Origin of the sequence: Algicola sagamiensis DSM 14643, from assembly GCF_000374485.1 — a bacterium.
GTDB lineage: Bacteria > Pseudomonadota > Gammaproteobacteria > Enterobacterales > Alteromonadaceae > Algicola > Algicola sagamiensis.
Genome location: NZ_KB894499.1, coordinates 157,633 through 169,680, shown reverse-complemented (window position 1 = coordinate 169,680; position 12,048 = coordinate 157,633). Strand labels below are relative to the sequence as shown.

Here is a 12,048-nt window from a genome sequence, read left to right as displayed (position 1 = left end):
GTTTCTTTTTTTGTTATTTTAAATAGGTAATTTGTATTAGTTAAAATGGTCCCTTGTTAAGATTGGAACGGTTGTGTCAACATCGTGTTGTGTTGCTCCAAATTCACGAATTGGCGTGCGTGTTGTCTCGTTCATATCGCTGACGCCCATGTTCTGAAAGCCTTTATTTTTGACGATGATACAGGTCACATTGTCTTTAGCACCCCGAACAAGAGCAGAGTGCATCAATGCCATGCCGCCATCAATGATCTTTTGTGGTTGCAGAACACGTTCAATCTCAGCATCAGACATTTCCCCAGTGAGGCCGTCGCTACAGAGTAAGAACATATCGTTCGGATTCAAATCTCCTTCGACAATCGAAATTTCTACTTCTGGGGTGACGCCAACCGCACGGGTGATCACGTTGGAAAGCGGGTGGTTCTCTGCTTCATCTTCGCGGATCACCCCTTCATCAATGAGGTCGTTGACCTGGCTATGATCACGGGTTTTTTGTTCAAGATGATTTTGACGGATCAGGTAGCCACGACTATCTCCAACCCACATGAAGTAATATTTATCCTGGTCGATGAATAATGCGACAACGGTACTTCCTGCTGTTTTTCCATCAAGATGCAATCGACTGTATGAAAACAGCAAATGATTTGCTTTGTGGATCGCTTTTAGGACATCTTCACATTGAGGTTGTTGATGTCCCAATGCATCCATGCTGGATTTGATGGTATCAATCACCATTTGACTGGCGACATCACCGGCTTCATGACCGCCCATGCCATCAGCAACGACCCATAGATTGTACTCTGGTAGCTCGATGCAAGCATCTTCATTAAGCTTTCGGACAATACCGCGATGACTTTGGGCATAACTCGTGAAATTCATGGTTTATCCTTGATCCAACACCTGATGCGCATTCCACTGCCAATGTTGCCAACGGCCGTCTAACATTGCAGCAAATTGGTTGATTGCAGGAAGTCCTGGTGTCACAAGAAGATTTGGCTCAATGAGACAGGAACCTTGAGTCCACCAAAGGCAATACTGACCATAATGTTGATGGAGCATGGCGTGCATCAGATCAGCGTGGGACATATGATCACCCAGTTCAAACAAAGTGCTTGTTTTGTGCGGGTCAGCGCTCTTTTCAAATAATGCAGTTTCAAATTCCGATGGCGCAATGTTGAGATAGTCTTGAACTTGCTTGATCCACTTACCAAGATCCAGTGAGTCATCTAACGCAATCAGAACCTGATCTTCATACGCTTCGTTCGTGACATTTTGCAGATAGATATCAATTGGCCTGGCATTGATGGGGGTTGCGACTGTCATTGGGAAATGACGTCCTACAGCATCAATACTTGGAATAAAAGTTCCAAAATATGCTTGTTGTCCGCAGGTTGCAGGCGAGATGGCGAAATGCCATATCGGAGATGTCAAGTAGCGATCAACCCAGCTATCTCCCAGTTGCTCTTTGCTGACTGCAATGACAGCTTGAAGCCATTCATTCCAAGGAGCAATAAACGTCTTATCCAGACCTTGTTCAACAAAATCACCGCGGGAAGGGAGCTTCCCGCAGTAACCCAAATTTATAGTTTGTTCGGACATTTGAACTTCTCTATATTTGCGCTCCAGAATGGATGAATACTGCTGCTTGGGATCATCTTCAACTGAGCATGATTCCCATTGAGCGAGATATGGAGCTCGTGATCTCGCTTTGTGGATGGACGACGCGTCTGTATCTCATCCAGCATACGGAAAAACGACCATTCTCCTTTCAATGTCGTATTAATCGAACGTTCACCTCCTGGCGGTGTGAACACAATCCGTGTTTCATTATCAGCGGAATCACCAGGCCAGACGAAATTAATCACACGTTGTGGACCATGTCGGTAATTAATGGATTGCCCATCAACTTCTAAGAGGAAATGACTGACATGACTGTCGAGATAGACTGGCTTGAGGCCAAACTCAACATGTGGCGTATTCGAACCGCCTTCAAAGAAAGCCTTACGAATTTTGTCAGCACGCTCAAATGCGATGAGCGTGGATGAATGTAACCCAATGTTACTTTCGAAGCGCCATGGCGACTTACTCGTATCAACGTGACGTTTTAAGTAACGATTAAAGAATTTATCCAATGTGCCTTGTGGGCCGAAGAAGCGAGTAAAGTCTTTCATACGGACTTCTTTTTTCGAGTTCGAAGAAAAAGGGTAGCGTCCCGCAATCGTAGCGCGATATTCACGTAGGACCTGACTCTTCCAGATTTCATTCAAGTGCTTGCCTGCAAAAGCGCGATTGATACTTTGCGCATCTTGGGACATGGTTCTGATCCAACCTTCGAAAGGCATGGGTAATGAACGTGCTGTTTGGTTGAGCTTCGTCATAAAATCAGGAGAACCATTTCCTGCGAAACTTGACTTGAACGAAATTGACTGGGCATCACCATCTGCCATTTTATCTAGGTAGCGGTGAAGCTGACGCAAATTGCTTTGCAATTCGTCCAAAGTTGCTGGAGAGACTTCAAGCAAGTTTGCAAAAGCAAGCTCGACCTCTTTTCCAGGAAGAGAAACTTCCACGTTGATACCATCTGCTGGCAATAAACGCTTCAAGCGGGAAGTTTTGCTATGCAGTGCTTTGTCGGCAACCGATGCAGCTGCTTTTGCAGCAGACTTTTGCTGATCACTGATAGGCAGGCTGGTTAAGCGAATATTTTTCTGAGCCGCAGTTACCAAGTTTTTGATAGGCGCTTCTGGTCCAGATAAAATCTCGGTCATTGCTGCGCCATCAGCAGTGTTGGCATACGACTTTAACGTGAGGTCGTCGAGGAAATCTTCCCAGTAATAGACGTAGTCACGTAAATATTTATACTCAAGCTCTTTTTCAATCTCAGCTTTTGCATCTTCAGAAATGATCCCTATATCATCCCCGTACACCCAACTGTCCTGAAGCAGGTTATCCAGTAGTTTTTTCTTCTCAATATTGAAGATACTGTGATAACCATTGTAGGTGTATAAGCCTGGAATACCGGTATTCATGGGTTTTCCACTCTTAAACTGGAACGCTATTGTACTGTGGTTACTCATGACATCGATCAACGTAAAGTCAGGAACTCGGCTTTTTAGAAAATCGGCTTTCAGGCGCTGATAAGCACGTTCGACCAAGGGGAGCTTTGTCAGTTGTATTTGCGCATTTTTCACCGCTGCTAAATCTTGCTCTCCTTTACTAATTCCTTTCGATAATAGGGTTGCAAAGTGCTGCTCAAGATTGACGCGTGTTGGCAAATTGACGTCGCCAGGCAGTTTGCGCTCAAGATATGCAGCAAACCAGGCACTGATATCTTCACGATTAAAATGCTCTGGGAAATACAGCATCAGATATACTTTGAGGGTTTCATAGAGATAACCCAAATGTTGCTCGTGTTGCTTCATTTCATCAATGAGCGCATTTGTAAGCACTGGTGAGAGTAATGCTTGCAATGCACGTTGATATGTTTGAACAGATGGAATATTGAGATCATCTGTTGTGTCATAACCAAAGGCAGCTGTCTCTTCCAATGGCATTTGCTGTGTATATCCCATTGGGAGATCACGCAGACGATCCAATGCATTGGAGAGGGTGACTAAATCTGGACTCGTCTGAAAAAGACGATCACTTTCTCCCTCAAATTGGGTCAACGCTGCTTGGGATTTATCCAACAATGCTTGGTTCCAGTGATAACTGCTGTACCATGAGATAGACAGTCCAAGTGTCAATATGCTTGCTGTTGTGAGTGTTCCAACACGCAGCCATTTGTTTTGTTTCGCATGGTGGCGGTTGGTAGAAGCAAGGTCTTGCTCTGGGAAAATCACCTGTTCCAGAACTCGTTTGACGAAGTAACTGCGAGACTCAGACTGAGTATTTTTCGTCTTAGAAACTGACTGTGATGTGAGGAGATTTTCAGGGTTTCCTTCCTGAGTTGAGCTGGAGAGGTAAACACCGCGAAGCATCGGAATTTCTTCATAAGCATTCGGTGTAAAAATTTCTTTCAAAAACGTATCCGTGATCCCTTGTAATACGCGGAGTTGGCGTGGGAATTCGAAAATCGCCGAACGTCTCTCAATATCGCGCTCTTGAGAAAGTCGTTTATTCAACCTAAGCGTCAATTGCGAAATCAGATGATGGAATTCTTTGTTGAACTGGTGAACAGGCGCATTATCAGCCCCGCCAGCTTGTAGTGGAAACGTGACTCCCCAGACTTGCTCCGTTTCTTCTTCAGAGAAGTCGTCAAAAAACTCTTCAAACCCGGCAATTAGGTCAGCCTTGGAAAGCATAAAATATACAGGGAACGTCATGCCTAGCTGGTTTTGTAGCTCTTGTAGGCGTTGCTTAATCGCTCTGGCATGGAGGTTTCGTTCCGTCTTGGTCTGGTTCATCAGCTCCAAAATACCCATACTGATGATCACGCCATTGATCGGGCGAAGTGGTCGGTATTTTCTTAATAGGCCCAAAAAACCCTGCCACGCACCTGAGTCGTGTGTTGCGTGGCTGTCCTGAGTTGTATAACGACCTGCAGTGTCAATCAAAACCGCTTTGTTCGTGAACCACCAATCGCAGTTTCGTGTACCACCAATCCCTTTGACCATATCGATACCAAGAGACTCTCGTAATGGATAATCGAGACCTGAATTATGGATCACAGTTGTTTTTCCAGATCCAGGAGGGCCGATCATGAGATACCAAGGCAGCTGATAAATGCTCTTTCCTTGATAAAGCTTGGCATTTTTCAGCGTATCAATCGCTTCTTGCATGCGCTTTCGTAATTGAGAAATTTCATCACTGGTGACCTGATCGTCGTTTTCCATCAACTGACTGGTCATTTTTTCATTACGCTTTTCTTGCTGGATTTTACGTGTGAGATTTAACACACCCCAGATAATGGCAATGAATAGAAGAACCCCAAGGCGGGTGACAGGCGAAGCAAGTGGTGTGCTTTCACCAATGCTCACTAAAGGCCCACCGAACCAGATCAGCATCGCTAAAGCAATAAATCCGATCGTTGTTACGACAAGCTTTGAAGTCATTTTGTAATATAAATGGCTGGCTTTTTGCTTAAATGACATAGGACTATCCCTGGTAAGTTAAAGCAATAACAAATCGATTTCGATGCGTCGGTTGAGTGAGCGGCCGTTTGCGTCCGTATTTGGTGCAATCGGCTCTGCTTCTCCGCGGCCTTCTGGCCAGAGTCGTCCTGCTAAGGTGGCGTTTCTGTCCATGACATTGGCAATTTGGGTTGCTCGAGCAAGCGACAAGCGCCAATTCGATGAGTATTCACCATTCCCAATCGGCGTATTATCTGTATGTCCTGTAATAAGGATTTTTCCTCGTGTGCCTTCTAATGAGCGGGCAATTTTGGCGATAATTGGCTCAATATCTGAACGAATGGATTTACTGCCCGAATCAAATAAGGATTCACTACTAATACGAATACGAACGCGTTCAGGTGTTTCTTCCAATGTTAGGATTTGTTTTTGTATCTCTGTTTGTAAGAGTTGTAACAGCAGTTGATATTGATCACTGCTTTGCCCGCCAACAACACTGGTGTTGCTCATGGGCACTGCCGAGGCAAGACTTTTTGTGACGTCAGTAAGGCGCGTATCCAGTTTGTAATTCAAACTGGTATAAATCATCAACATCAATCCGGCAAAAAGGGTCACAATGACCCAAAGGGGAAACGGTTGCCTCAGTTCGACTCCATTCGCAACGCGATCCTGCCATTGTGGTGAAAGTGCTTGTTTGATTGGACCTTGAAGGGCACTTAATTCTCGATAAAGCTGATCCAGGTAACTATCAATCGCTGCACCACCATGTTTATCCAGTCGATATTTGCCTTGGAAGCCAAGCTGTAAGCAAAGGTATTGAAGCTCCAATAAGTCATCATTTGCACGCGTATTGAGTAGAGAGTCATCCAGTAGTGTGTAGAAGTATTCGCCACCAAAAGTTTCTTTATGGAATGTTGAGAGGAGACTTTCTCCCGCCCAAGCGCTGACACCGCCCCATTCTGTATTCAGGACAGTCTCATCTATCAGAGCGCACAGACAATAGCGGGCCGATTGAACCTTCTCTAGAGAAATATTGGCTTGACGAAGTTTATTTTCATACAGTTTGATACCGTCAATACACTGGCGCTTGAGAGTATCAATCTGATCAAATTGGTGATAACTTCTGATCCGGATCACGATCGAAAACATATCAGCAGCGTGCTCAACCAAAGGGTACTTAAAAATTGGCACGACTTGCTGTTTTTTGATGGGATCTGGCTCCTGAGGAATGTTGATGACCGTTTTTGCATCCTGATCCACTGGTGATCGTTCAGGTGGTTGTTGGGCTTGTTCTTCCCTTCCTCGGCGTCCCGGTCTGGGTCTGATGATTGTCTTATCCATGAGTTCCCTATCGTTAGTTTCTGATTGCCCAAAGCATGATGTTTAAGTTGGGATAGTTTCCAGCAAAATGGATTGCAATACCGCCACTATTTGCAAGGCGTCCCCAATGTTCGTTTGACTTATCCAGCTGAAAGTAAATGAATCCATCGTAATGTTTGACCTGGCGTGGAATGTAAAGCAAAGGCTTTAATGTGATCCCAGGGATCTGGTTGTTGATGAAGTCACGGATGGTTTCCACTGGACCAATTTTGGTTTGGCGAGGAATGTGTTGTCTCATTTCTTCTTCAGGCACATTTGCTTTGATTGCCAATACAAATGAAGCCTGATTTAGCAGGCCTTTATCACGAATTGCACCATGGAAGATACCGACTTGTGAACGTTCTAACTGGATCTGCTGTGCTGTTTGTTCTAGCACATGGCTGAGGAGCTGATTGGTGAGTCCTTTCAATCCATCAAAGATATCGCCAAGGTTGTGGTGGTCGTATTTGGGCAATTCAGGCACACGCTTTGTTGCAAGGCAATAAGTACTGAGCTCACCAATCATATCTGTGAGTCTTTGATAAAGCATGTAAGGATGAATAGAAGCACTATCCTGAAAATGGATAAATGCTGGCTCGTGTTTATTCAATACTTGCAGTTTTAAGAAATCCGTAACAGAACCAGTCACATTTTCCTGATTAAGGAGCTGTGCTGTCGCTTTTGCTCTTTGTTGGATGAGTCCTTTGACTTCATTAATCAACTTTTCTAACAGCGGTGAATTGTCTGTGGTCAAACACGGTGGGATAAAGTGACTGTCAAGTTTGATCTGTCCTTCGCCAGTCACTTCAAGTATGCGAGCAACAGGCATTGTGATAAATCCTGTTAAATCTTCACTCGATAGTTTAAAAGACAGGTTCAGCTTTGCGACCTGAAGCAATTCCTGAGCTTCGCTACCAACACTGATATCTGTGCTTGTATGATCTTCATACTGAAAGCGAGTGATCGTCATATTTCCGTTTTCAGAGATATTCAGTGTTTTTGTTTTGCTGCTCGGGATGGCCAGATGAATAACTTGATTTCTGACTTCTCGGTCAATTTTCAATCCCAATGGTAGCGGATCATGAACAGGTAAATGGATGAGTGTATGATCAGGCATCAGACCAATCGCATGTTCCAGCTGGAATTCACCCTGGCTGAGCATAGCATGGTTGATCTTCAGCTCTTGAAACCCCCAGTGATAGGGAGTCGTATACTCAATTGCGCGATGGATGTTATTCAACAGGTATCTTTCAGTCTGTTGAAAGTGCTGTGGACGCAGGAACATACCTTCGGTCCATGCGATTGGCGTAAAATCACTCATACATTCTTCCTTTTGAGTTCGGTATTACTTCTGTTGTGGGTAGACCGCGATAGACTCAACATTCACCGAGAAGTCATCGTACCCAGTCGGATCGACCGGGAGTACTGCACGCCATCTGGCTTTATCAATACTACGATATGCGACGACCAGACCGATATATCGTGTGTTTTCATTGAGTGACATGTTGTGTTCCAACTTGGAAGCTGGTTGTAATTCAAGTTCGTCTTTCTTTAACAAATCAGGTCCTAATACGGTCTCTGGGGACTCATAGAGCGTAAAGAAATCTTGCGTATCAAAAACAGTTCTCGAGCTCAGCTCGAAAATTTTCACCACGACAGGTGAGGGGCGTTTATTGATGTCCGGGTTAATATCCGGCGCGACGTTGAATGTAACGTCCGTGTATGGCTGGACCACTGTGTTTACGAGCGTACAACTGACATTCATCAATGTGAAAACAAAAAGAGTAAATAAAACTTTAAAACGATTGAGTTTCATTCTTCCTCCATACAGGGGTAATTGAGTTGAACCAAGGGTTATAAATTATGTAATTTTTCGTCGTAAGCTTTGACGAAGTCATCGGACAAGGCTTTGGTACCGTTTTGCTCTATATCTTGCATCAAGTCAGCATACAGAGATTGATAGAGACGCCAGCTGGTTGCCTGTTGCTGATTTGGTAAAATCTTTGCAAATGACAGCTGCTCAGTTGCTTTGGTGCCAAGCTGTTGTGGTGATAGTGTCTCCAACATACCTTTAATGGCACCAAGTGTGCCAGCAAGCAGTGCTGTATCGTGATCTCGCGTATCCTTAAAGGCTTCTTCAATTGATGCCGCGGGAGGAAGAAAGCTGCGGCTACGACGGGTAAACAGATTTTGAAATGCATCATCCACGTTGCCAGAAAACTTGAGCGGGTTATTTTGCTCAGCCTGAAACATGGTGTGAGACAGCTTCAGTTCCTGCTTGATTTCGTTGCGATGACGCAACGAAGCAATCACCCCCTCAAATAACAAGCTCATACATTGGCCCATTTCCTGCCAGACTTCTGGGCTGTTCAGCTCATCGCAGACACTATCAGAAACTTGTAACCCACGTAAAAATGCCTGAACACATGGATCATCATTTGAACCTGTGCTTTGTGTCACTGGTGCGATGGGTTGTGAACCTGATTGACTCGGCTCCTTTACAGGCGCTGGAGTGGCTGGTTGCGAGAAAGTTGGCGAGCTTTCTTGATCTGGTACAGAGGGTGCTTCTGCCGGTTCAGGTGAAAAAGCAAGATTCCAGTCCTCAGGAATATAAATTGGGTCTGATTGGGAACCGATTTGTGTTTCAACGGTTTGATGAAATGCTTCATCTATAGGAGCAGGGTCAAGAGCCTGCTCCAGCGCTACAACTGATGGGCTTAATCCAAAATCATCAGAATTGTTATAACTGCTTGAAGCGTCAAAATCATTCGAAGCAGTGAACTCATTTTGCGATGCAGAAGCATGTGGAATAGCATTTGTTTGCTGAATTTCAAAGATGAGTTCATAGTCTCCAATTCGGATACTATCGCCTGACTCCAACAGATATTGGTTCCCTTTTCCAATTGGAGAAACCTGGTGGTTAATAAATGTACCGTTTGTTGATGTGTCGTGAAGAAGAAAGCCACCAGCAGGCGCTTGCTCAATCATAGCATGCTGACTAGAAATGATTTTTTCCGGGTCTGGGAGGTGCCAGTCAGAGCTCGCTGAACGCCCAAGAGTAATGGTTTGATTTACTCTTTTTTCTTTTTCAATATCAAGGGATTGCTGGTGATAGCTCGTAATTCTTAGAATCGCTTCCATGTTGATGCGCTTAAATTTTCCAAACTGAAATATGGGTGATAATGGGAGGATATTTCCAGGTTAATCAGCCCGTGTTTTTTGGCGTCATCCTAATGAAGAATCAATAAAATGTCAATCAGTCCTCAGTAGGATGAAACTAAAACTTTAGTTGTATATTTACGACGATTTAACGACAACACCTGATATTAAATAACTTGGGCTTGTCATGAGCATATTGTTATTGTATCTTCGCCCTTTGTATGGAATGTATGAGCATTTTGCTACTAACGAGCGACTGGACTTCATGGATAATAATAAGCCTTCCCAAAATAAAGAATCTTCTGAAAACACACCACAAACCGAATTACCAGAACAAAACGATAAAACACAAATCGCTGGTTTTGAGAGCAATGCTAGTTTTAAGAGCAATCAGATACATATTGCAGATTTTGATGACAATAAGACGCAAATTGCACAAATTGCAGGTATTCAATCCAGTTCGACATCCTTTTCAAATAACATTGAAGGTGTCACGCTCTGTGATCGTTATCAGGTTGATAAACTGATTGGACAGGGGGGAATGTGTGATATTTATCGTGCTTATGATCGCTTTTTTGAGAGTGAGAAAAGCGAGAAATTTGTCGCGATAAAAGTGTTGCAACGTCAGTATAGTGATACACCAGAAGCAGTTGATTTATTGAGAAAGGAAGCGGAACGTTCTCGCGAATTATCGCATCCGCATATTGTGCGTGTGTACCACGCAGATAAATGTGAAGATTTGAACTTTATTGTGATGGAATACATTGAAGGTGAAACGCTCGACGCGCTGATTCGTCGCTCTCGTCCTGCGGGCGTTGGATTGAAAAAAGCAAAAGTGATCCTCAATCAAGTCATCGACGCCCTGAGCCATGCACACCAGCTTGGTGTGATCCATACCGATCTCAAGCCTTCAAATATCATGATCACGAGTCAAGGTGAAGCAAAGCTGCTGGATTTTGGGATTGCACGAACAGAACAATGCAGGGATTTATATGCTTATACACAAGAAGTGGTTGATGAAGGTGTTGCGGGATATACCCCTGCCTATGCCAGCCCTGAACAACTGAATGGGTCTGATGCCAGTATTGCGGATGACGTTTTTTCCTTAAGTTGTATTGCTTACGAGTTAGTTGCCAGTAAGCACCCTTTTGACAAGGTCGCAGCCAATAAGATCAAAGCAGACTTTCAATTGAAAAAGCCATCTGGTATTCATTTGCTGGCATGGCAAGCCTTAAAGTTAGGCTTATCATTGAAAGCAGCTAATCGCCCGGCGTCAATTGAGCAGCTTCGAAAAGGTCTGAATCGAAGCTTGAAAATGCCACTAGCTACAGCTGCTTCAATCATACTTTTTTTGGGTATCATCTACTCAACATTTGATCGGCAGAGCACTTCCTATCAAGAGTTGGAAGCCAAATATCTCAATACCCAAGCACAAAACAAACAGATTGAGGACTGGATGCAATGGCGCGGTCAGGATGTACTCACAAAACTTGGTGATATACCGCCACAATATGACGCACTAAAACAAGGTTTATTACGCCTCAACCAGGAAAGGATCCTCAACAGCTTTGCAAAAAGAGCTGAAGATGAATCGTCCTCAGCCAATAGTGAAGTCAGAGACTTTACAAAGATGCTGCAGATCTATGAAGAAGCGAAAAAACATTTCCCTGACTCGAAGCAGCTATCCGATTTGGTTTATCACGCGGAGTCAGAACGACAATCGGTAGTCGATGGTATTGTCGAGAAATTGGAACTTCTATTAAGCCAGGGGCGCTATGAAGAAGAAGGACGTAATGGAATTGGTTCACTCATTCAGCAATTGAAATTTGTGTCTCCTGCATCACGTTATCAACCGTCAGAAGCTTGTATTGAATTATATTCAGCTGAGTTTGACAAAGCGATGCAGCTGAATCATGCGGCAAGACTTCAAGTACTGCTTCGTGTTGGAGAGCAGGTGTTTCTTCATGAGCAGGCGCTGCAACCGCTTCTTGAAAAAGCTAGGGAACTTAAAAGTGCGATTGAAGCACTTGCACAATACGAAGATAAAGTTTCTCAAGGTTTGGAGGCTAAATACCCAGCTGCGCAAGCTGAGTTGCTTTACGAAAATGCAATTGCGGATCTGACCCAAGCACTTCAAGCCGTCAAGGGGCCGAAGGATTTGATTGCGCTTGAAGCGCATGTGGGGGAGTTTTCGCGTCAGGTTCCGACTAACTTTGCACCGATTCGACGCTTAAAAGAAGATATGGCAAAACGTTATTTATCACTAGCAAATCAACTCATGGAAAAACGTCGATATCGTATTGCAAAAGACCTCATCAGTCGCAGTGATAGAATTTACAGCGAGTTGTCAAAGACAACGCTTTAGTCATTCGATTGTGATTTAGCAAGATACTTTGTTATTGAGACAAAGTATCTTGTGTTGAGCGTGCACATATTTTAGATCTGATAAGGAAGCTGACAA

At 44.0% G+C, this 12,048-nt stretch carries 8 protein-coding genes; 1 reads left to right on the top strand and 7 read right to left on the bottom strand.

Annotated elements, in window-relative coordinates; translation table 11 throughout:
- Nucleotides 1–36: 36 nt before the first annotated feature.
- The 7 genes from C505_RS0113945 to tagH are packed head-to-tail and all read right to left on the bottom strand — an operon-like array spanning nt 37 to nt 9,569.
- Nucleotides 37–876: a PP2C family protein-serine/threonine phosphatase gene (locus C505_RS0113945; RefSeq protein ID WP_018693241.1), complete on the bottom strand. Its 840-nt coding sequence runs from the start codon at nt 874–876 to the stop codon at nt 37–39.
- A 3-nt stretch (nt 877–879) separates the two neighbouring features.
- Complete coding sequence (gene tagF, locus C505_RS0113940) at nt 880–1,596, bottom strand: type VI secretion system-associated protein TagF (RefSeq protein WP_018693240.1); 717 nt, start codon at nt 1,594–1,596, stop codon at nt 880–882.
- Entirely contained in the window at nt 1,578–5,090 is a 3,513-nt protein-coding gene (tssM, locus tag C505_RS0113935; RefSeq protein WP_018693239.1) for a type VI secretion system membrane subunit TssM, read from the bottom strand. Before tssM ends, tagF begins: the two co-directional genes overlap by 19 nt.
- Before the next feature lie 18 nt (nt 5,091–5,108).
- Nucleotides 5,109–6,410: a type VI secretion system protein TssL, long form gene (gene tssL / locus C505_RS0113930; RefSeq protein ID WP_018693238.1), complete on the bottom strand. Its 1,302-nt coding sequence runs from the start codon at nt 6,408–6,410 to the stop codon at nt 5,109–5,111.
- A 13-nt stretch (nt 6,411–6,423) separates the two neighbouring features.
- The gene (gene tssK / locus C505_RS0113925; protein WP_018693237.1) at nt 6,424–7,749 is read right to left on the bottom strand and encodes a type VI secretion system baseplate subunit TssK; all 1,326 of its coding nucleotides are present in this window, start codon (nt 7,747–7,749) and stop codon (nt 6,424–6,426) included.
- A 24-nt stretch (nt 7,750–7,773) separates the two neighbouring features.
- Nucleotides 7,774–8,244 (bottom strand): type VI secretion system lipoprotein TssJ, encoded by a 471-nt coding sequence (gene tssJ, locus C505_RS0113920; protein ID WP_018693236.1) that lies wholly within the window; start codon nt 8,242–8,244, stop codon nt 7,774–7,776.
- Between the two features lie 38 nt (nt 8,245–8,282).
- Nucleotides 8,283–9,569 (bottom strand): type VI secretion system-associated FHA domain protein TagH, encoded by a 1,287-nt coding sequence (gene tagH / locus C505_RS0113915; protein WP_018693235.1) that lies wholly within the window; start codon nt 9,567–9,569, stop codon nt 8,283–8,285.
- A 205-nt stretch (nt 9,570–9,774) separates the two neighbouring features.
- Here tagH and C505_RS0113910 point away from each other — a divergent pair, with 205 nt between their 5' ends.
- Complete coding sequence (locus tag C505_RS0113910; protein ID WP_083938349.1) at nt 9,775–11,952, top strand: serine/threonine-protein kinase; 2,178 nt, start codon at nt 9,775–9,777, stop codon at nt 11,950–11,952.
- Nucleotides 11,953–12,048 lie beyond the last annotated feature (96 nt).

Excerpts from the sequence above, each read along its gene's own strand:
- C505_RS0113945 (WP_018693241.1), bottom strand. The coding sequence starts at position 876 with ATGAATTTCACGAGTTATGCCCAAAGTCATCGCGGTATTGTCCGAAAG.
- tagH (WP_018693235.1), bottom strand. The coding sequence starts at position 9,569 with ATGGAAGCGATTCTAAGAATTACGAGCTATCACCAGCAATCCCTTGAT.
- C505_RS0113910 (WP_083938349.1), top strand. The coding sequence starts at position 9,775 with ATGAGCATATTGTTATTGTATCTTCGCCCTTTGTATGGAATGTATGAG.
- tssM (WP_018693239.1), bottom strand. The coding sequence starts at position 5,090 with ATGTCATTTAAGCAAAAAGCCAGCCATTTATATTACAAAATGACTTCA.
- tssL (WP_018693238.1), bottom strand. The coding sequence starts at position 6,410 with ATGGATAAGACAATCATCAGACCCAGACCGGGACGCCGAGGAAGGGAA.
- tagF (WP_018693240.1), bottom strand. The coding sequence starts at position 1,596 with ATGTCCGAACAAACTATAAATTTGGGTTACTGCGGGAAGCTCCCTTCC.
- tssK (WP_018693237.1), bottom strand. The coding sequence starts at position 7,749 with ATGAGTGATTTTACGCCAATCGCATGGACCGAAGGTATGTTCCTGCGT.
- tssJ (WP_018693236.1), bottom strand. The coding sequence starts at position 8,244 with ATGAAACTCAATCGTTTTAAAGTTTTATTTACTCTTTTTGTTTTCACA.